This is a genomic window from Pediococcus ethanolidurans (assembly GCF_964062635.1).
In the GTDB taxonomy this organism is placed as follows: Bacteria; Bacillota; Bacilli; order Lactobacillales; family Lactobacillaceae; genus Pediococcus; species Pediococcus ethanolidurans.
Genome location: NZ_OZ061250.1, coordinates 2,068,564 through 2,087,484, shown reverse-complemented (window position 1 = coordinate 2,087,484; position 18,921 = coordinate 2,068,564). Strand labels below are relative to the sequence as shown.

Here is an 18,921-nt window from a genome sequence, read left to right as displayed (position 1 = left end):
AAATTCAGTTTTTATACTGAGTTTATTGAGATTTTTTTGTTTACATTAAATTGGTTAAATAACTTGAGCACCTAAAGAATTTTTGAAATGTGTTAATGCCCAAGTGTGACCGTTTTGATCAAAACTGGCAACCGCATTTTGTGGGATTGTAAGTTGATAATTAAGATTATAAGCAGAAATTGCCGTGTGCAATACGCAAATATCTGTGCAAACACCGGTTAAGGTGAGTGAACAAATTTTGTGGGTTCTCAAAAAATTGTCTAAATTCGTGTTTACGAATGCACTGTATCTGTTTTTATCAAAATAATAAACATGTTTATCAGTTTGATGATTGTTAAACCAGATTTGAACTTGATCATATAATTCATGTCCCCATGTATTTTTTAAATTATGTGGGGGAAAAAGTTTTGTTTCAGGATGAAAAGGATCATTTTCTATATGAAGATCAGTAGGGAAAATAACATAGTCACCATTATTTTGAAATGTATTTGCCAGCTTTAAAATTTCAGATTCGATTTTTGTCCTGGCTTTCCGGTAGTAAGTGCACCAGAAGTATCAACAAAATCATTTGTGTAATCAATAATAAGAAGCGTCTTTGGATTTTTCATTAAAATTCCTCCAATCTTTTGTTTCATTATGAAACATAAATCGTTTTCATATGTTACAAATACATTACATTTTTTTAAACGATAAATAAATACAATCAAAGCCTTGTAAAACCGCAGTTTATCTAGTATTATGGATAAGTACTTGAATTTTAGCGGGTGGATTATGCCCATTAATCAAGTAAAACAAGGAGCTTTGATGTGAAAGGTTGCGACACACCCGGCCGCTTTGCCACGACAGTGTGGCGGTAATTTTCACGGAGCAAGTCTCATTTTCAAAATAGACGAAGGAGGTAACACAATGGCAAAACAAAAAATTCGTATCCGTTTAAAGGCTTACGAACATCGCATTTTAGATCAGTCCGCAGACAAGATTGTCGAAACAGCAAAAAGAACTGGTGCCACAATTTCTGGTCCAATTCCATTGCCAACAGAACGTACAATTTATACGGTATTGAGCTCACCACATAAGTTCAAAAAAGCACGTGAGCAGTTTGAAATGCGTACTCACAAGCGTTTGATTGATATCGTTAACCCAACACCAAAGACAGTTGACTCATTGATGAAGTTAGATCTGCCAAGTGGCGTTGATATTGAAATCAAGCTTTAATTTTTAGAAACACAAATTTAGAATCACAATAATATTGGAGGTGTACTCATGACCACAAAAGGAATCTTAGGAAAAAAGGTTGGTATGACCCAAGTCTTTACTGATAACGGTGAATTAGTTCCCGTTACTGTTGTTGATACAACACCAAACGTTGTATTACAAGTTAAAACTGTCGAAAGTGATGGTTATAACGCAGTGCAATTAGGGTTCGATAACAAACGTAAAGTATTGAGCAACAAACCTGAACAAGGTCATGTAGCAAAAGCAAATACAAATCCTAAGCGCTTCATTCATGAAATCAGAGATGTTGAGCTGGGAGAATTAAAAGTCGGTGACGAAGTTAAAGCTGACTTGTTCGCAGCAGGCGATATCGTTGATGTCACAGGTACTTCTAAGGGACATGGTTTCCAAGGAAATATCAAGAAGGATGGACAACATCGTGGTCCGATGGCACATGGCTCTCGTTATCATCGTCGTCCAGGTTCATTAGGCGCAATTATTAACCGAGTGTTCCCTGGAAAGAAGTTACCAGGTCGTATGGGTAACAATACACGAACAGTTCAAAATCTAGAAGTCGTTAAGGCTGATACAGAAAACAATGTTTTATTGATCAAGGGTAATGTCCCAGGATCAAAGAACTCATTCTTAGTTGTTAAGAATGCAGTTAAACCACATAAAAAGTAGAAAGGAGGACTAAATTAAATGACAAGCGTATCTTTATATAAACAAGATGGTACGAAGAATGGTGACGTTGAACTCAACGCTGACATTTTTGGTATCACACCAAACGATAATGTGATTTTTGAAGCTGTTGTTATGCAACGCGCATCATTGCGCCAAGGCACACACGCCGTTAAAAATCGAAGTGCAGTTCGTGGTGGTGGTAAGAAGCCATGGCGTCAAAAGGGTACTGGTCGTGCACGTCAAGGTTCAATCCGTTCACCACAATGGCGTGGCGGTGGTATTGTATTTGGCCCCACACCTCGTTCATATGCATACAAATTGCCAAAGAAAATGCGTCGTTTAGCGTTGAAGTCTGTACTTTCACAAAAAGTATTGGATGACAGCTTAGTAGTTGTTGATGGTTACAGCTTTGATCAACCAAAGACCAAAGCATTTGCACAATCACTTGACAGCTTGAAAGTTTCAACGAAAGCATTATTAGTCCTTGAAGAAGATAACGAAGCAACTGCACGTGCAGCTCGCAACCTTGAAAATGTCAAAATTGTTTCACCAACTGGTGTAAATGTTTTAGATGTTGTCAATAGTGATAAGCTCGTTATTACTCAAAAGGCTCTTTCTCAAGTAGAGGAGGCTCTCGCATAATGGAATCACGTGATGTAATCTTACGTCCAGTTGTCACTGAAGCTTCAATGGCAGAAATGGATGACAAACGTTACACATTCGATGTTGATACTCGTGCAACCAAAACAGAAGTTAAAAAAGCTGTTGAAGATGTCTTTGATGTCAAAGTTGTTAAAGTAAACATTATGAATGTTAAAGGTAAACTCAAACGTCAGGGACGTTATTCTGGTTATACTAAGAAGCGTCGTAAGGCAATCGTTACATTGTCTTCTGACTCAAAAGAAATTAAATTATTCAACGAAGAATAATAACTAAACTATAGGAGGAAAAACACGTGGGGATTAAGAAATTTAAACCAACGACAAATGCTCGTCGTGGCATGACACAGCTTGATTATAGCGAAATTACCAAGACGACTCCTGAAAAATCGTTACTTGAATCTCAAAGCCACACAGCTGGCCGTAATAATTCTGGCCGTATGACCGTTCGTCATCGTGGCGGCGGTAATAAGCGTCAATATCGTATTATTGATTTCAAACGAATTAAAGACGATGTTGAGGCAACTGTTAAAGCTATTGAATATGATCCAAACAGAACAGCAAACATTGCATTACTTGTTTATGCTGATGGAGTTAAGTCATATATTATTGCACCAAAGGGCCTTAAGGTTGGCGACAAAGTTCAATCAGGTTCAGGTGCTGATATTAAAGTTGGTAATGCTTTACCATTAACAGACATTCCTGTTGGTACCATTATTCATAATATCGAATTAAAACCTGGTAAGGGCGGTCAGTTGGCTCGTTCTGCCGGTGCTTCAGCACAATTACTTGGTAAGGAAGGCAAATACGTCTTAGTACGTTTAGCTTCATCTGAAGTTCGTATGATCTTATCTGCTGGTCGTGCCACAATCGGTGCTGTTGGTAATGAAGAACATGAATTGGTTAATGTTGGTAAGGCAGGACGTACTCGTTATGCTGGCCAACGTCCACACGTTCGTGGTTCTGTAATGAACCCTAACGATCATCCACATGGTGGTGGTGAAGGTAAAGCTCCAGTCGGTCGTCCATCGCCTCTTTCACCTTGGGGTAAGAAGACCATTGGTAAGAAGACACGTAACAAACGGAATAAATCCAATAAATTTATCGTTCGTGGTCGTAAGCGCGGTCGCTTAGGTAATATTTAGTCGAAAATTTCCCTAAAGGAGGTTTCATAATGAGTCGTAGTTTGAAAAAAGGACCATTTGCAGACGATTATCTTTTAAAGAAGATCGATGCACAAAAAGATCAAGACAAAAAGTCTGTAATCAAAACATGGTCACGTCGTTCCACAATTTTCCCAAGTTTTATCGGTTATACAATTGCTGTTTATGATGGCAGAAAACATGTCCCTGTTTATATTCAAGATGACATGGTTGGCCATAAACTTGGTGAGTTTGTTCCTACTCGAACATTCCATGGACATGGTACCGACGATAAGAAGACAACAGTTGCTAAATAAGGAGGATGAATCATGGCTGAACAAGTAACATCTGCACATGCAACTGCAAAAACTGTTCGCATTGCCGCTCGTAAGGTTCGTTTAGTAATTGATCTTATTAGAGGAAAAAGTGTCGCAGAAGCAATTGCAACTCTTAAGTTCACACCAAGAGGTGCATCACCAGTTGTAGAAAAAGTTTTAATGTCTGCTGTAGCTAATGCAGAAAACAACTTCGACTTAGATCGTGAAGATTTGGTTGTAAGTGAAGCTTATGTTAATGAAGGACCAACTTTAAAACGTTTCCGTCCTCGAGCAAAAGGTTCTGCTTCACCAATCAACAAACGAACAAGTCACATTACAGTAGTCGTATCTGAGAAATAGGAGGGAACACGCGTGGGTCAAAAAGTAAATCCAAATGGATTTCGTGTTGGTGTCATCCGTGACTGGGAAGCAAAATGGTATGCTGAAAAAGATTTTGCTAACTACTTACGTGAAGATTTACAAATTCGTAAATTCATCTCAACTAAGCTTGCCGACGCATCTGTTTCCAATGTAGAAATCGAACGTGCTGCAAATCGCGTGAACATTTCAATCCATACTGCAAAACCAGGTATGGTCATTGGAAAAGGCGGATCCGAGGTAGAAAGCTTACGTAAACAATTAAATGAACTTACAGGTAAACGAGTTCATATTAATATTATTGAAATCAAGAAACCTGATTTAGATGCCAAATTAGTTGGTGAAAACATTGCTGCTCAATTGGAAGGCCGTGTTGCTTTCCGTCGCGCAATGAAACAAGCTATGCAACGTACAATGCGTGCAGGTGCTAAGGGTATCAAAACTCAGGTTGCAGGTCGTTTGAACGGAGCGGATATGTCCCGTGTTGAACATTATTCTGAAGGAACGGTTCCATTGCATACATTACGTGCTGATGTGGATTATGCTTGGGTTGAAGCAAGTACTACATACGGTCGTTTGGGTGTTAAAACTTGGATCTACCGTGGAGAAATCTTACCAGAAGCTAAGAGTTCCAAAGGAAATTCTAAAGAACAAGGAGGGAAATAATCATGCTAGTACCAAAACGAGTTAAGTTCCGTCGTGTGCATCGTGGTAAAATGCGTGGTGCCGCAAAGGGCGGTAGAACCGTTACATTCGGTGATTACGGTTTACAAGCTTTAGATTCACATTGGATCTCAAACCGTCAGATTGAAGCAGCACGTGTTGCTATGAACCGTCACATGAAACGTGGTGGTAAGGTTTGGATCAAAATTTTCCCTCACAAGTCTTACACTTCTAAAGGTGTAGGTGTTCGTATGGGTAATGGTAAAGGTACACCTGAAGGTTGGGTAGCACCAGTTAAACGCGGTAAGGTTATGTTCGAAGTCGGTGGTGTTAGTGAAGAAGTTGCACGTGAATCATTACGTCTTGCTTCCATGAAACTACCCGTTAGAACGAAGATTATCAAACGCGAGGAAGTAGGTGGCGAATCAGATGAAGGCTAAAGAAATTAATGAATTAACCACTGATGAGATGCTTAAAAAGGAACAAGATTATAAGGATGAGCTTTTTAACTTACGTTTTCAATTAGCAACTGGCCAATTGGAAAACACTGCTCGTCTCAAGCAAGTTCGTAAGAACATTGCACGAATTAAAACTGTTTTGCGTCAAAAAGAATTAAACAAGTAGAAGAATACGAAGGGAGGAACTTAACACATGAGTGAAGAACGTAACGCTCGTAAAGTATATCAAGGCCGTGTTGTTTCAGACAAGATGGATAAAACAATCACAGTTCAGATTAATACTTACAAAACGCACCCTGTTTATGGCAAACGTGTTAAATATTCAAAGAAATATAAAGCACATGATGAGAATAATGAAGTTAAAGTTGGCGATGTTGTAAGAATCATGGAAACACGGCCTTTGTCCGCAACCAAACGATTCCGTTTACTTGATATCGTTGAGAAAGCAGTTACTATCTAAATTTGTTATTTTAATTTCGTATTCTGATACAAAAATGGAAGGAGGACACTAACTGTGATCCAACAAGAGAGTCGTTTAAAAGTTGCTGACAATTCAGGTGCACGTGAAATTTTGGTAATCAAGGTTTTAGGTGGATCTCGAGTAAAATTTGGTTATATTGGTGATACTATTGTGGCTACTGTCAAACAAGCAACACCAGGTGGCGTTGTCAAAAAAGGTGACGTCGTTAAGGCAGTTGTTGTTCGTACTAAAGATGGTGCACACCGTGCTGATGGCTCATACATCAAATTTGATGAAAATGCTGCAGTTTTAATCAAAGATGATAAGAGCCCTCAAGGAACACGTATCTTCGGACCCGTTGCACGTGAATTGCGTGACAAAGATTACATGAAGATTGTTTCTTTGGCCCCTGAAGTATTGTAAATAACAATCGGATCTAAGGAGGTGCGACACGGCATGTTCGTAAAAAATGGTGATAAAGTTCGCGTAATTAGCGGCAAAGAAAAAGGCAAAGAGGGCACAATTATTAAAACCCTTGCTAAGAAAAATCGCGTTGTGGTTGAAGGCCTTAATAAAGTTAAAAAACATCAAAAAGCAAGTAATGACAACCCTCAAGGTGGAATTCTTGATGTAGAAGCTGCAATTGATGCTTCTAACGTGATGTTAATTGATCCATCAACTAATGAACCTACTCGTGTAGGCTACAAAGTTGTAGATGGTAAAAAAGTACGTTTTGCTAAAAAATCTGGCGAAACAATCGATAAATAATTCATGAAAGGAGGAAAAATTTTTCATGTCTAACCGTTTAAAAGAAAAATACGTTAAAGAAGTTACTCCAGCGCTTGTAAAAAAGTTTGATTACACTTCAGTAATGCAGGCACCCAAGGTCAACAAAGTTGTCTTAAATATGGGTGTTGGTGATGCAACAACTAATGCTAAGAATCTTGACGAAGCTGTTGAAGAATTAACATTGATCTCTGGTCAAAAACCTTTGGTAACAAAGGCTAAGAAGTCAATTGCCGGATTCCGTTTACGTGAAGGTATGTCAATTGGTGCTAAAGTTACACTTCGTGGCGAACGCATGTATGATTTCTTAGATAAGTTAATCAATGTGTCGTTACCACGTGTTCGTGACTTCCATGGTGTTAGTTCAAGGGCTTTTGATGGCCGTGGAAACTATACACTTGGTGTCCGTGAACAATTAATCTTCCCTGAAATTGATTATGATAATGTTAACCATGTTCGTGGTTTAGATATTGTTATCGTAACAACTGCTCAGACAGATGAAGAATCACGTGAATTATTGGCACAACTTGGAATGCCATTCGAAAAGTAAACGAAGGGAGCAATAAATTTGGCAAAAAAATCGTTAGTTATTAAGAGTCAACGTCCTGCAAAGTATTCGACACAAAACTACACACGTTGTGAGCGTTGTGGCCGTCCACACTCTGTATATCGTAAGTTCCATCTTTGCCGCATTTGTCTTCGCGAGTTAGCTCATGAAGGCCAAATCCCTGGCATGAAAAAAGCAAGCTGGTAAAAAGTATACCGGAGTAAAAGGAGGGTAAACATTAATGTCTATGACTGATCCTATTGCAGATTTCTTAACACGTATTCGTAATGCGAACATGGTTCGTCACGAATCTTTAGAAGTTCCTGCATCAACAATCAAACATGATATTGCTGAAATTCTTAAGAACGAAGGCTTTATCAAGGACGTCGAATATGTCGATGACGACAAGCAAGGTATTATTCGTGTGTTCCTTAAATATGGTAAAAACAAAGAACGTGTTATTACTGGATTGAAACGTATTTCAAAACCAGGTTTACGTTCATATGTAAAAGCTGATGATGTACCAAAGGTTTTGAATGGTTTAGGTATCGCAATCATTTCAACATCTGAAGGTGTAATCACTGATAAAGAAGCTCGCGCTAAAAAAATCGGTGGCGAAGTTTTAGCTTACGTTTGGTAAAATTTAAAAAAGTAAGGAGGTGCAGTTAAATTGAGTCGTATTGGTTATAAAGCTGTAGAAATTCCATCTGGCGTTGAAGTCAAGGCCGATGGTGATCAAGTTACTGTTAAGGGTCCTAAGGGAACATTAACTCGTACTGTTAGCACTGAGATCACAATGTCTGTAAAGGATAACGTGGTTACATTTGATCGCCCAACTAATGATAATAAAATGCGTGCCTTACATGGAGCAACTCGTGCAAACTTTAACAACATGGTTGAAGGAGTTACTAAAGGTTACAAAAAAGACTTACAGTTAGTTGGTGTTGGTTATCGTGCACAACTTAAGGGAAAAACACTGGTTTTAAACTTAGGTTATTCCAATCCTGTTGAACTGGAAACTCCTGCTGATTTACAGTTAGAAGTTCCTGATAACACACATATCGCGGTTAGTGGAATTAGCAAACAACGTGTTGGCGATTTTGCTGCTGAGATTCGTGCCGTTCGTTCTCCAGAACCTTATAAAGGTAAGGGTGTTCGCTATGTTGGTGAATACGTTCGTCTTAAGGAAGGTAAAACTGGTAAGTAATGCCGCTTAGGCTAGTCATTAGAATATTCTAGAGGTGAAAATTGTGATTTCAAAACCAGATAAAAATAAAACACGTCAAAGACGTCATTTACGTGTTCGTAATAAGATTTCTGGGACTGCAGAGTGCCCACGCTTAAATGTATATCGTTCAAATAAAAACATCTACGCTCAAGTAATTGATGACGTAGCGGGTGTAACGCTAGCAAGTGCCTCAACATTGGACAGTGAAGTTAGTGGAGATTCAAAAACTGATCAAGCAAGTTCTGTTGGTGCTTTGGTTGCAAAACGCGCAACAGAAAAGAAAATTGAAAAAGTCGTTTTCGATCGTGGCGGGTACTTATACCATGGCCGAGTTCAAGCTTTAGCTGAAGCTGCTCGTGAAAACGGACTTAAATTCTAAGATAAGGAGGGAATACCGTACATGTCGAATTATATCGATCCAGAAAAGTTAGACTTAGAAGATCGGGTTGTTGGTATCAACCGTGTTACTAAGGTTGTTAAAGGTGGCCGTCGTCTTCGTTTTGCTGCTTTAGTCGTTGTTGGCGATAAAAATGGTCACGTTGGTTTTGGTACTGGTAAAGCTCAAGAAGTTCCAGAAGCTATTCGTAAGGCTGTTGAAACTGCTACAAAGAGTTTGATCCAAGTCCCAATTATTGGCACAACCATCCCTCACGAAATCATCGGTGAGTTTGGTGGCGGACGAATTTTATTAAAGCCTGCTGAAGAAGGTTCTGGTGTTGCAGCTGGTGGTGCTGTTCGTGCCGTTATGGAACTTGCAGGAGTAGATGATGTTACAAGTAAACGTTTGGGTTCAAACACACCTGTAAACGTTATTCGTGCGACATTTGAAGGTTTGAAGGGCTTACGTAGTGCTGAAGAAATTGCTTCATTACGTGGTGTTTCTGCAGAACACTTGGCTGAATAAGGAGGAACAAAAGATGGCTCAATTAAAAATTACACTTATTAAGAGTGCAGTACATCGCCTCCCCAAGCAACGTAAGATTGTTAAAGAATTAGGTTTGGGACGGGTTAATAGCTCAGTCGTTTTACCTAATAATGAGGCGACTCGTGGTGCAATTTTCCATATTGCCCATTTAATCGAAGTTGAAGAAGTTAAATAATTTAATTAGTTAGGAGGTGCCGATACTTATGAAGTTGAATGAATTAAAACCTAGTGAAGGTTCACGTAAGGTACGTAACCGTGTTGGACGTGGAACCTCATCTGGTAATGGTAAGACATCTGGCCGTGGTCAAAAAGGCCAAAAGGCTCGTGGAAAAGTTCGTTTGGGCTTTGAAGGTGGCCAAATGCCACTTTATCGTCGAATTCCAAAACGAGGCTTTACTAACATTAATCGTAAAGAGTATGCCATTGTAAATTTGACAAACTTAAATGCGTTTGATGAAGGTGCAGAAGTTACACCAGAAGCTCTTTTAAAAGCTGGTGTAATTAATAAAGTGCTTAGTGGTGTTAAAGTTTTGGGTGACGGTGAGTTATCTAAGAAATTAACAGTTAAAGCTAATAAGTTCTCAGAAAGTGCAGTAAAAGCAATTGAAGCTGCAGGTGGCAAAACTGAGGTGATTTAATGCTATCGATTATCAAAAACGCTTTTAAAGTAAAGGATATTAGAAATAAAATTCTGTTTACCCTAGGTGTTTTGATTATTTATCGTTTAGGTGCGTATATCACAGTTCCTGGGATTAACGCCAAAGCATTACAAAGTGTTGCTTCCTCTGGATTGGTTGGCATCTTAAATACCTTTAGTGGTGGTGGCCTATCCAATTATTCTATTTTTGCGATGGGTGTTTCTCCATACATTACTGCGCAAATTGTTATTCAACTTTTGCAAATGGACATTGTTCCTAGGTTTGTTGAATGGAGTAAACAAGGTGAAGTTGGTCGACGTAAGTTAAATCAGGCTACGCGGTACTTGACTATCATATTGGCGTTTGTCCAATCGGTTGGTATTACAGCTGGATTTAATGCGTTAAGCAGCTTGAACTTGGGCTTGAACTTGGTTAAAGATCCTAGTGTGCAGACTTATGTCACAATCGGACTTATCTTGACTGGTGGAACAATGTTAGCAACCTGGATGGGTGATATGATCACCGATCGAGGTCTTGGTAATGGTGTTTCAATCTTGATTTTTGCCGGAATTATCGCACGAACACCAACAAGTATTTATCAAATTTATCAAGAACAATTTGTGGATACTGCTAAAAGTCAATGGTTGAACAGTTACATTTTTGTGGCTGTTTTGATTATTGCCGTATTGGCAATCGTGATCTTTGTTACTTGGGTTCAACAGGCTAGTCGTCGTGTTCCAATTCAGTATACAAGAAGAGCGTCAGGTGCACCTGACAGCAGTTACTTACCTTTAAAGGTTAATGTAGCTGGTGTTATTCCAGTTATCTTTGCGAGTTCATTTATTGCAACACCTCAAACTATCTTGATGGCTTTTGCAAATAATCACTCCTCTGATACTTGGTACCAAATTTTGTCGAATGTGTTTAACATGCAAACGACAGATGGTGCAATTTTGTACACATTCTTGATTGTCGTCTTTACCTTCTTCTATGCATTTGTTCAGGTTAACCCTGAAAAATTGGCAGAGAATCTTCAAAAACAAGGAAGTTATATTCCGGGAGTTTGGCCTGGCCATGAGACACAGAGTTATGTGTCTCAATTGTTAATTCGTTTGTCAGTAGTTGGATCGCTATTTTTAGGATTAGTTTCACTAATTCCATTGTTGGCACAAGACTTCTGGAACTTGGATGAATCAATCGGTTTAGGCGGAACAAGTTTGTTGATTGTCGTTGGTGTTGCAATTGAAATCATCAGTCAGATTGATGGTTTAATGATGAAACGCGAATATGTCGGTTTTATCAGAACACCAGAACAAACCAAATAATTGGAGGAAAACAAAAATGACAACTCTTAATCTCGTTTTGATGGGATTACCAGGTGCTGGTAAGGGTACCCAAGCACAAAAGATTGTTGCTGAATTTCATACAGTTCATATTTCAACTGGTGACATTTTCCGAGCAGCAATGAAAAATGGCACTAAGATGGGAATTGAAGCTAAGAAATTTATTGATCAAGGTAATTTGGTTCCAGATTCCGTTACTGACGGAATTGTGGAAGATCGTCTTGCTGAGGATGATACTAATGCCGGCTTTATGCTGGATGGTTATCCTCGTAATCTTGAACAAGCTAATGCTTTGGACAAGATGACTGCGAAATTGAACAAACCAATCAATGCGGTTATTAATATCCACGTTGATCCGGAAGTTTTGATTGAGCGTCTTTCAGGACGATTCATTTGTAAAAATTGTGGCGCAACATACCATAAGCTATACAACCCACCAAAGGTTGAAGGTACTTGTGATGTTTGTGGACACCATGAATTTTATCAGCGTGATGATGACAAACCTGAAACGGTTAAAAATCGCATTGAAGTTAATACAAAGTTGAATACACCACTCATTGATTTTTATAATGATAAAAAATTATTATATACAGTTAATGGTGATCAAGATATTGACGATGTATACAAAGAAATTCAAAAGGTATTACGAGCTATTTAATGCATGCCTGTTCATTATTACCAGTTAATTTTGTTTATTTGCAAATGAAATTACCTTATGGTAAACTTGTTCAGGTTTAGCTTATGGTACTTTTAAGTTACAATAAGCACTGAACGACTGAGTTTGTAAAGAAAAGAACAGTGAAATGGGAGGCACATTTAGTGGCAAAAGATAATGTCATTGAAATTGAAGGCAAGGTAAAAGAAACTTTACCAAATGCGATGTTTAAAGTTGAACTCGAAAACGGTCATGAAATATTAGCACACGTTTCTGGAAAGATTCGTATGCATTATATTCGGATTCTTCCGGGAGATAAGGTAACTGTGGAAATGTCGCCATACGATCTTTCAAAGGGTCGTATTACCTATCGTTTCAGATAAGTTTTAACGTTTTAGGAGGAATATTCATGAAAGTACGTCCATCAGTAAAACCAATGTGTGAACATTGTAAAGTAATTAAACGTAAGGGACGCGTTATGGTTATTTGCTCAGCAAATCCAAAGCATAAACAGCGTCAAGGAAAATAATTAATCTGGAGGTGAAATTTAATGGCTCGTATTGCAGGTGTTGATTTACCACGAGATAAACGAATCGTGATTGGTTTAACATACATTTTTGGTATCGGAAATACTACTGCTAAAAAGATTTTAAAGGATGCTGGTGTCTCTGAAGACGTCCGTGTTCGTGATCTTTCTGCAGATGATGAAGATAAAGTTCGTGCACAAGTAGATAACTACCGTGTTGAAGGAGATCTTCGTCGTTCAGTAAGTCTTGATATTAAACGTCTCCAAGAAATCGGTTCATATCGTGGCATGCGTCATCGTCGTGGACTCCCAGTTCGTGGACAAAACACGAAGAATAATGCACGTACTCGTAAAGGCAAGAAAGTTTCAATCGCCGGAAGAAAGAAATAATAAATAAAGGAGGCTAGCATATTGGCAACCAGAAAGACTACTCGTAAGCGTCGAGTAAGAAAAAATATTGAAGCTGGTGTGGCACATATCCACTCAACTTTTAACAATACATTAGTTATGATTACAGATCCTCAAGGAAACGCTGTTGCATGGTCATCAGCAGGTTCACTTGGATTTAAAGGTAGTCGTAAATCGACTCCATTTGCTGCTCAAATGGCTTCTGAAGCTGCAGCAAAAGCAGCAATGGAACATGGTATGAAATCCGTTGAAGTTGCTGTTAAGGGTCCTGGTTCTGGTCGTGAAGCTGCTATTCGTGCTCTCCAATCTACTGGATTGGAAGTTACTGCTATTCGCGATGTTACACCAGTTCCTCATAATGGTTCTCGTCCTCCAAAGCGCCGTCGTGTATAGTGCGTCAATTTTTTGAGGGCTAACTTCATGATGCATTCCAAGTTACTATGCACAACGCGTTTTGAAAGGGGTAAAGATTAGAATGATCGAATTTGAAAAACCAAACATTCATAAGATTGATGAGAATGCAAATTACGGCAAGTTTGTTGTAGAACCACTTGAACGTGGCTATGGAACAACCTTAGGTAATTCATTACGTCGTATTTTGTTATCGTCATTACCGGGTGCAGCGGTTACAAGCATTCAAATTGATGGCGTTCTTCATGAGTTTTCAACGATTGAAGGCGTAGTTGAAGATGTCACACAAATCATCTTAAACATTAAAAAGGTTTCTTTAAAGATTGAAAGTGACGATGAAAAATCTTTAGAAATTAATGTTAAAGGACCTGCTACTGTCACTGCTGGTGACATTCAGGGCGACAGTGATGTTGAGATCCTTAATCCGGATCAGTATATTTGTACCGTTGCCGATGGTGTTACCTTTCATGCCGTTTTAACAGCTGATACTGGTCGTGGTTATGTTTCGGCTGATGAAAATAAGGCTCGCAAGGATGATATGCCAATTGGTGTACTTCCAATCGATTCCATTTATACCCCAATCGAGCGTGTCAACTATCAGGTTGAAAATACACGTGTTGGTCAGCGGGATGACTATGATAAGCTTACTTTGGATGTTTGGACTGACGGTTCAATTAGTCCTAGTGAGGCTACTAGTCTTTCAGCAAAGATCCTAACGGAACACTTGGCATTATTTGTTAATTTAACGGATGAAGCTCAAGATGCTGAAATCATGGTCGAAAAGGAAGAAACACATAAAGAAAAAATGTTGGAAATGTCTATCGAAGAGCTTGATTTATCAGTTCGTTCATACAATTGTTTGAAGCGTGCTGGAATCAATACTGTTCAGGAATTAACTGACAAAACTGAAGCACAAATGATGAAAGTTCGTAATCTCGGACGCAAATCCCTTGAAGAAGTTAAAGTTAAATTAACTGATCTTGGACTTTCATTACGCAATGAAGACTAATTATAAGGAGGGTTTCCATTCATGGGCTATCGTAAATTAGGTCGTACGAGTTCACAACGCAAGGCTTTGCTTCGTGACTTAACTACTAACTTAATTGTTAATGAAAAGATTGTCACAACAGAAGCACGTGCTAAAGAAGTACGATCAACTACCGAAAAAATGATCACATTAGGTAAACGTGGGGATTTACATGCACGTCGACAAGCAGCTGCTTATCTTCGTAATGTAGTCGCTGATGTTGCTGAAGACGGTGACGAAGTTAAAGTTACTTCAGCTCTTCAGAAGTTGTTTGGTGATTTATCTACTCGTTACGCTGATCGTAAGGGTGGATACACACGAATTCTCAAGACTATGCCTCGTCGCGGAGACGCTGCACCAATGGTTATCTTGGAGTTTGTTGACTAAATTTTCAAACAAAAGGTTTAAATCTTTGAATTAACAAATTTATCACTAAGAGTTGTGGTAGGGTGTAATGATGTTGGAAGTAATTCCGAGTCTAGCCCACGGTTAATACGTTGTATTAACTATCACTGCTTTTCAGTGATTTTTTTGTGTTTACATAAGAATGTATATTAGGGCGAGCGTTTTTGGTGTGGTAAAATAGAAAAAATAACTGTTGAAGAAATCTTTAATGAAGGAATATTTAGGCATGAATGACATAATCAAGGTCTCGCATTTAACTTATAAATATTTACAAAACGAGCTTCCCGCTTTGGATGATGTTTCGTTTTCTATTCCTAGTGGTGCTTGGGTCGCAATCGTGGGGCATAATGGGAGCGGTAAGAGTACGCTTGCACACTCCTTAGACGGCTTGATTGATTTTAAGCAGGGGCAAGTATTTATAGACGGGGTTGAATTAACTGAAGCGAACGTATGGAAAGTACGTAGTAAAATTGGCATGATTTTTCAGAATCCTGATAACCAATTTGTTGGTGCGACAGTTGAGGATGATGTTGCTTTTGGTTTGGAAAATATGGCAGTTCCTCATGATGAGATTCAAGCACGGGTTGATTCGGCACTTGCTCAAGTTCAAATGAGCGAATTTCGTCATAAACAGCCAGATCAGCTTTCAGGTGGACAAAAACAGCGAGTCGCTTTAGCAGGTGTTATTGCTATGCAACCTAAGATTATTATTCTGGATGAGGCAACTAGTATGCTTGATCCAATTGGCCGCCAAGAAATTTTAGGAGTGATTAAACGATTACGGCACAAACTAGGTATTACCGTTTTATCGATCACACATGAGATGGATGAAACAACTAGTGCTGATGCAATCATTGTCCTAAATGACGGGGAAATTATTGAATCCGGTAAACCAAGCCTGATTTATGCCCACAGTGACTTATTATTAAAATTAGGGTTGGATGTCCCTTATTCACAGCGTCTTAAAGAGGCATTAAGATTACGACACATTCAAACACCGCAAGCTTATTCTGACGAGAAAGGAATGGTGGATTGGTTATGGCAATCACTTTTAAAAGCGTAAGTTATACCTATCAGCCTAATACGCCATTTGAATTCCAAGCATTAAATGAGATATCTACTAAAATTGAAGATGGTTCGTTTACAGCCCTGATTGGCCATACCGGTAGTGGCAAGTCTACTTTTTTGCAACATCTAAACGCTTTACTAAAACCCACTTCAGGGACGGTTTTAATTGAAGATGCTACGATTACGCATGAAACAAGTAATAAGAATTTGAAACCACTACGAAAAAAAGTGGGAATCGTATTTCAATTTCCAGAAAAACAACTTTTCGCTGATACGGTCAAAAAAGATATTGCTTTTGGTCCAGAGAACTTTGGTAGTACTCCTGAAGAGGCCGGCAAACTTGCCAAAGAAATGATTGAATTGGTAGGTTTACCAGTTTCATTATTAGATCGATCACCGTTTGAATTATCAGGTGGGCAAATGCGCCGAGTTGCGATTGCCGGGGTTCTGGCTATGCAACCAGATGTTTTAGTTCTCGATGAACCAACTGCCGGATTAGATCCAAGTGGTCGTCAAGAAATTATGCACTTATTTACAAGTTTGCAACAGTCACAACATTTTACGATTGTGTTAGTTACGCATCAGATGGAATATGTTGCCAATTATGCTAATCATGTGATTGTGATGGAACACGGAAAAATTGTTAAAGAGGGCAGTCCACGAGAGGTTTTTGCAGACGTTGAATGGCTCCATGACAAGCAACTTGATGTTCCGGCTAGTACCGAGTTTGCATTTGAAATGGTAAAAAGAGGTTTTCACTTTGATAAATTGCCATTAACCGAACAAGAATTGGCCGATGATATCGCAACGATGTTTAAACGAAGAAGGCGATCAAATGAATAAGTTACTGTTTGGTCGCTATATTCCTCAAGATTCGTTTGTGCATCACATGGATCCACGAGCAAAACTGGTGTTAAGCTTTTTGTATGTGATTGTTATTTTTTTTGCAAACAATTGGTGGATCTATTTATTAATGACGGTCGTTGCATTATTAAGCATTTGGGCTTCTAAAATTAATTTTAAACTATTTGTTGATGGAATCTTACCCTTGATATGGATCATTGCCTTTACAATGCTGATTCAGGTGCTTTTCGGTACTGGTGGGCATTTATACTGGCAATGGGGAATCTTTTCCGTTACGAGCCTCGGAATCCTTAATGCGGCGTATATTTTTGTTCGATTTACACTGATTATCTTAATTTCTACCTTATTAACGCTTTCCACTTCGCCAATTCAAATTTCGGATGCCATTGAATCTTTGTTGAAACCATTAGAGAAGGTTCATTTTCCCGTCTATGAAGTAGCGTTAATGTTATCAATTGCCTTACGGTTTGTACCGACGTTGATGGATGAAACGGAATCGATTATGAATGCGCAACGTGCACGTGGCGTTGACTTTGGTACCGGGAACATTGTGCAACGGATAAAAAAGATTATTCCAATTTTAATCCCGCTTTTTGTGAGTGCCTTCAACCGAGCTGAAGATTTAGCGACGGCAATGGAAGCCCGTGGTTATCAAGGTGGGGCCGGAAGAACTAAGTATCGTTTATTGAAATGGGGAACACGTGATACAATTGCAACGCTCATCTACTTATTGATGACGGTCGTCGTTTTTGCTTTACGTTTCTGTTAAGGAGAGTTTTATGTATCGCTATAAAATTACAATTGCCTATGATGGGACTAATTTTGCAGGGTTTCAAAAACAGCCGAAGCAACGAACCGTTGAAGAAGTGGTAGAAAGAGCAGTTAATAAGATTGCTAAAAAGCCGGTAAAATTAATTAAAGTTTACGGTTCCGGGCGAACTGATTCTGGGGTTCATGCGCTTGGCCAGGTTGTGCACTTCGACATTCCATTTGATCTAACTGAAACGGCAATGCTGCATGCATTGAATAGTATCTTGCCGTTAGATGTTGTTGTCTTAAAAGTTGAACACGTTTCACAAGAGTTTCATGCACGCTATGGAACACAGGGGAAACGTTACCAGTACCGCTTGGCGTTAGGTGAGTTTGTTGACCCTTTTAAACGTAATTATACTGGTCACTGGAAATTTCCACTGGATTTAAAACTGATTCAAAGTGCGTTGCCAGATTTAGTTGGTAAACACGACTTTACTAGTTTTTGTGCTTCCGGTGGTCATACCAAAACGAACGTTCGTGAAATTTATGAGGCAACTGCAGTATTTGATAAACAACAAAATGAAATTATTTTTGAATTTTATGGGAGCGGATTTCTATATAACATGGTCAGAATCATGGTTGCAGTTTTAATTGAAATTGGTAGTCATAGACGACCAGTACATGATATTCCGCGCATAATTGAGGCTAAAAATAGGGATGAAGCTCGTGGAACCGCTCCAGCAAGTGGGCTATATTTAAAAAAAGTCTATTACCCGGCAAATTTTGGTAAATGATGATTGACTTTAGTGAAGGTAATTAGTAAAATTGAATTTGGTATTGTTTACCTCCACAAATAGGCCCCGGAAACTTATTAAAGTTGAGTTAAACAAAACAGAAATTGGAGGAAATACAAGTGCGTACAACATATTTAGCAAAACCAGGCGAAGTAGATCGCAAATGGTACGTAGTGGATGCTACAGATGTTCCTTTGGGACGTTTATCAAGTACAGTTGCATCTATCTTACGCGGTAAAAACAAACCAACATTCACACCAAACGTTGATACAGGTGACTATGTGATCGTTGTGAATGCAGCAAACGTTAAATTAACAGGTCGTAAAGCGACACGTAAAATTTACTATCATCATTCTAATCACCCAGGTGGCTTAAAGGCTAAGACTGCTGGTGAAATGCGTGATAAGACTCCTGAAAAATTAATTGAGACTTCAGTTAAGGGAATGCTTCCTCATAACTCACTGGGTCATAAAATGGGACTCAAATTACATGTCTATGCTGGCTCAGAACATGATCATCAAGCTCAACAACCTGAAAAGCTTGACATCACTAACTTAATTTAAGGAG

34 protein-coding genes and 1 pseudogene are annotated in these 18,921 nt (G+C 38.8%); 34 read left to right on the top strand and 1 reads right to left on the bottom strand.

Features of this window, described 5'->3' with window-relative positions:
* Positions 1–54 precede the first annotated feature (54 nt).
* Positions 55–608: pseudogene (locus tag AB3219_RS10420) on the bottom strand (cysteine hydrolase family protein).
* A gap of 298 nt (positions 609–906) precedes the next feature.
* On the opposite strand from AB3219_RS10420, the gene rpsJ reads away from it, so the two are divergent.
* From rpsJ to rplM, 34 genes are all read left to right on the top strand, one after another.
* Positions 907–1,215, top strand: a complete 309-nt coding sequence (gene rpsJ / locus AB3219_RS10415) for a 30S ribosomal protein S10 (protein ID WP_046871293.1) — start codon at positions 907–909, stop codon at positions 1,213–1,215.
* 48 nt (positions 1,216–1,263) lie between these two features.
* Positions 1,264–1,899, top strand: a complete 636-nt coding sequence (gene rplC / locus AB3219_RS10410; RefSeq protein ID WP_263773326.1) for a 50S ribosomal protein L3 — start codon at positions 1,264–1,266, stop codon at positions 1,897–1,899.
* A gap of 18 nt (positions 1,900–1,917) precedes the next feature.
* Positions 1,918–2,541: a 50S ribosomal protein L4 gene (gene rplD / locus AB3219_RS10405; RefSeq protein ID WP_057807146.1), complete on the top strand. Its 624-nt coding sequence runs from the start codon at positions 1,918–1,920 to the stop codon at positions 2,539–2,541.
* Complete coding sequence (gene rplW / locus AB3219_RS10400; protein ID WP_057751148.1) at positions 2,541–2,828, top strand: 50S ribosomal protein L23; 288 nt, start codon at positions 2,541–2,543, stop codon at positions 2,826–2,828. The genes rplD and rplW overlap by 1 nt, the downstream gene beginning before the upstream one ends.
* 26 nt (positions 2,829–2,854) lie before the next feature.
* The gene (gene rplB / locus AB3219_RS10395) at positions 2,855–3,703 is read left to right on the top strand and encodes a 50S ribosomal protein L2 (protein ID WP_216753305.1); all 849 of its coding nucleotides are present in this window, start codon (positions 2,855–2,857) and stop codon (positions 3,701–3,703) included.
* Positions 3,704–3,732: 29 nt separating this feature from the next.
* Positions 3,733–4,017, top strand: a complete 285-nt coding sequence (gene rpsS, locus AB3219_RS10390; protein ID WP_057807150.1) for a 30S ribosomal protein S19 — start codon at positions 3,733–3,735, stop codon at positions 4,015–4,017.
* Positions 4,018–4,029: 12 nt separating this feature from the next.
* The gene (gene rplV, locus AB3219_RS10385) at positions 4,030–4,377 is read left to right on the top strand and encodes a 50S ribosomal protein L22 (protein WP_057782471.1); all 348 of its coding nucleotides are present in this window, start codon (positions 4,030–4,032) and stop codon (positions 4,375–4,377) included.
* A gap of 12 nt (positions 4,378–4,389) precedes the next feature.
* Positions 4,390–5,061 (top strand): 30S ribosomal protein S3, encoded by a 672-nt coding sequence (gene rpsC, locus AB3219_RS10380; protein ID WP_057807153.1) that lies wholly within the window; start codon positions 4,390–4,392, stop codon positions 5,059–5,061.
* Between the two features lie 2 nt (positions 5,062–5,063).
* Positions 5,064–5,498 carry a 50S ribosomal protein L16 gene (rplP, locus tag AB3219_RS10375; RefSeq protein ID WP_057782475.1) on the top strand — a complete coding sequence of 145 codons (435 nt, stop codon included), beginning with the start codon at positions 5,064–5,066 and terminating at the stop codon, positions 5,496–5,498.
* Positions 5,488–5,682: a 50S ribosomal protein L29 gene (gene rpmC / locus AB3219_RS10370; protein ID WP_057807155.1), complete on the top strand. Its 195-nt coding sequence runs from the start codon at positions 5,488–5,490 to the stop codon at positions 5,680–5,682. Before rplP ends, rpmC begins: the two co-directional genes overlap by 11 nt.
* Positions 5,683–5,709: 27 nt before the next feature.
* Positions 5,710–5,976 carry a 30S ribosomal protein S17 gene (gene rpsQ, locus AB3219_RS10365; RefSeq protein WP_263773325.1) on the top strand — a complete coding sequence of 89 codons (267 nt, stop codon included), beginning with the start codon at positions 5,710–5,712 and terminating at the stop codon, positions 5,974–5,976.
* 54 nt (positions 5,977–6,030) lie between these two features.
* Entirely contained in the window at positions 6,031–6,399 is a 369-nt protein-coding gene (rplN, locus tag AB3219_RS10360) for a 50S ribosomal protein L14 (RefSeq protein WP_057782481.1), read from the top strand.
* A gap of 33 nt (positions 6,400–6,432) precedes the next feature.
* On the top strand, positions 6,433–6,744 hold the full coding sequence (gene rplX / locus AB3219_RS10355; RefSeq protein WP_216753306.1) for a 50S ribosomal protein L24: 312 nt from the start codon (positions 6,433–6,435) through the stop codon (positions 6,742–6,744).
* A 25-nt stretch (positions 6,745–6,769) separates the two neighbouring features.
* A complete protein-coding gene (gene rplE / locus AB3219_RS10350; protein WP_216753307.1) occupies positions 6,770–7,312 on the top strand; it encodes a 50S ribosomal protein L5 in 543 nt (180 codons plus the stop codon).
* An 18-nt stretch (positions 7,313–7,330) separates the two neighbouring features.
* Positions 7,331–7,516 (top strand): type Z 30S ribosomal protein S14, encoded by a 186-nt coding sequence (locus AB3219_RS10345; protein ID WP_074693903.1) that lies wholly within the window; start codon positions 7,331–7,333, stop codon positions 7,514–7,516.
* Between the two features lie 34 nt (positions 7,517–7,550).
* Positions 7,551–7,949 carry a 30S ribosomal protein S8 gene (gene rpsH, locus AB3219_RS10340; protein ID WP_057807163.1) on the top strand — a complete coding sequence of 133 codons (399 nt, stop codon included), beginning with the start codon at positions 7,551–7,553 and terminating at the stop codon, positions 7,947–7,949.
* A gap of 30 nt (positions 7,950–7,979) precedes the next feature.
* Positions 7,980–8,516 carry a 50S ribosomal protein L6 gene (gene rplF / locus AB3219_RS10335; RefSeq protein ID WP_260365537.1) on the top strand — a complete coding sequence of 179 codons (537 nt, stop codon included), beginning with the start codon at positions 7,980–7,982 and terminating at the stop codon, positions 8,514–8,516.
* Between the two features lie 43 nt (positions 8,517–8,559).
* Positions 8,560–8,916, top strand: coding sequence for a 50S ribosomal protein L18 (gene rplR / locus AB3219_RS10330; RefSeq protein ID WP_074693901.1), 357 nt, complete (start codon positions 8,560–8,562; stop codon positions 8,914–8,916).
* Between the two features lie 21 nt (positions 8,917–8,937).
* Positions 8,938–9,441: a 30S ribosomal protein S5 gene (rpsE, locus tag AB3219_RS10325; protein ID WP_216753308.1), complete on the top strand. Its 504-nt coding sequence runs from the start codon at positions 8,938–8,940 to the stop codon at positions 9,439–9,441.
* 13 nt (positions 9,442–9,454) lie between these two features.
* Entirely contained in the window at positions 9,455–9,637 is a 183-nt protein-coding gene (gene rpmD, locus AB3219_RS10320) for a 50S ribosomal protein L30 (RefSeq protein WP_057751191.1), read from the top strand.
* 28 nt (positions 9,638–9,665) lie between these two features.
* Positions 9,666–10,100, top strand: a complete 435-nt coding sequence (gene rplO, locus AB3219_RS10315) for a 50S ribosomal protein L15 (RefSeq protein ID WP_057807172.1) — start codon at positions 9,666–9,668, stop codon at positions 10,098–10,100.
* Positions 10,100–11,425 (top strand): preprotein translocase subunit SecY, encoded by a 1,326-nt coding sequence (secY, locus tag AB3219_RS10310; RefSeq protein ID WP_263807449.1) that lies wholly within the window; start codon positions 10,100–10,102, stop codon positions 11,423–11,425. Before rplO ends, secY begins: the two co-directional genes overlap by 1 nt.
* A 16-nt stretch (positions 11,426–11,441) precedes the next feature.
* Positions 11,442–12,101, top strand: a complete 660-nt coding sequence (locus tag AB3219_RS10305; RefSeq protein WP_057807175.1) for an adenylate kinase — start codon at positions 11,442–11,444, stop codon at positions 12,099–12,101.
* 161 nt (positions 12,102–12,262) lie between these two features.
* The gene (gene infA / locus AB3219_RS10300; protein ID WP_057771895.1) at positions 12,263–12,481 is read left to right on the top strand and encodes a translation initiation factor IF-1; all 219 of its coding nucleotides are present in this window, start codon (positions 12,263–12,265) and stop codon (positions 12,479–12,481) included.
* A gap of 26 nt (positions 12,482–12,507) precedes the next feature.
* Positions 12,508–12,627, top strand: coding sequence for a 50S ribosomal protein L36 (gene rpmJ / locus AB3219_RS10295; protein ID WP_011668476.1), 120 nt, complete (start codon positions 12,508–12,510; stop codon positions 12,625–12,627).
* A 21-nt stretch (positions 12,628–12,648) separates the two neighbouring features.
* Complete coding sequence (gene rpsM, locus AB3219_RS10290; protein WP_057751206.1) at positions 12,649–13,014, top strand: 30S ribosomal protein S13; 366 nt, start codon at positions 12,649–12,651, stop codon at positions 13,012–13,014.
* Positions 13,015–13,035: 21 nt separating this feature from the next.
* Positions 13,036–13,425: a 30S ribosomal protein S11 gene (gene rpsK / locus AB3219_RS10285; RefSeq protein ID WP_057782502.1), complete on the top strand. Its 390-nt coding sequence runs from the start codon at positions 13,036–13,038 to the stop codon at positions 13,423–13,425.
* An 82-nt stretch (positions 13,426–13,507) separates the two neighbouring features.
* Positions 13,508–14,452 carry a DNA-directed RNA polymerase subunit alpha gene (locus tag AB3219_RS10280; protein ID WP_057807177.1) on the top strand — a complete coding sequence of 315 codons (945 nt, stop codon included), beginning with the start codon at positions 13,508–13,510 and terminating at the stop codon, positions 14,450–14,452.
* Positions 14,453–14,473: 21 nt separating this feature from the next.
* On the top strand, positions 14,474–14,857 hold the full coding sequence (gene rplQ, locus AB3219_RS10275) for a 50S ribosomal protein L17 (RefSeq protein ID WP_057807179.1): 384 nt from the start codon (positions 14,474–14,476) through the stop codon (positions 14,855–14,857).
* A gap of 244 nt (positions 14,858–15,101) precedes the next feature.
* Positions 15,102–15,938: an energy-coupling factor ABC transporter ATP-binding protein gene (locus AB3219_RS10270; RefSeq protein ID WP_216762875.1), complete on the top strand. Its 837-nt coding sequence runs from the start codon at positions 15,102–15,104 to the stop codon at positions 15,936–15,938.
* Positions 15,914–16,786, top strand: a complete 873-nt coding sequence (locus tag AB3219_RS10265; RefSeq protein ID WP_216753310.1) for an energy-coupling factor ABC transporter ATP-binding protein — start codon at positions 15,914–15,916, stop codon at positions 16,784–16,786. The genes AB3219_RS10270 and AB3219_RS10265 overlap by 25 nt, the downstream gene beginning before the upstream one ends.
* On the top strand, positions 16,779–17,576 hold the full coding sequence (locus AB3219_RS10260) for an energy-coupling factor transporter transmembrane protein EcfT (RefSeq protein ID WP_216753311.1): 798 nt from the start codon (positions 16,779–16,781) through the stop codon (positions 17,574–17,576). Before AB3219_RS10265 ends, AB3219_RS10260 begins: the two co-directional genes overlap by 8 nt.
* A 10-nt stretch (positions 17,577–17,586) precedes the next feature.
* On the top strand, positions 17,587–18,354 hold the full coding sequence (truA, locus tag AB3219_RS10255; protein WP_216753312.1) for a tRNA pseudouridine(38-40) synthase TruA: 768 nt from the start codon (positions 17,587–17,589) through the stop codon (positions 18,352–18,354).
* 119 nt (positions 18,355–18,473) lie between these two features.
* Positions 18,474–18,917: a 50S ribosomal protein L13 gene (rplM, locus tag AB3219_RS10250; RefSeq protein ID WP_057807186.1), complete on the top strand. Its 444-nt coding sequence runs from the start codon at positions 18,474–18,476 to the stop codon at positions 18,915–18,917.
* Positions 18,918–18,921 lie beyond the last annotated feature (4 nt).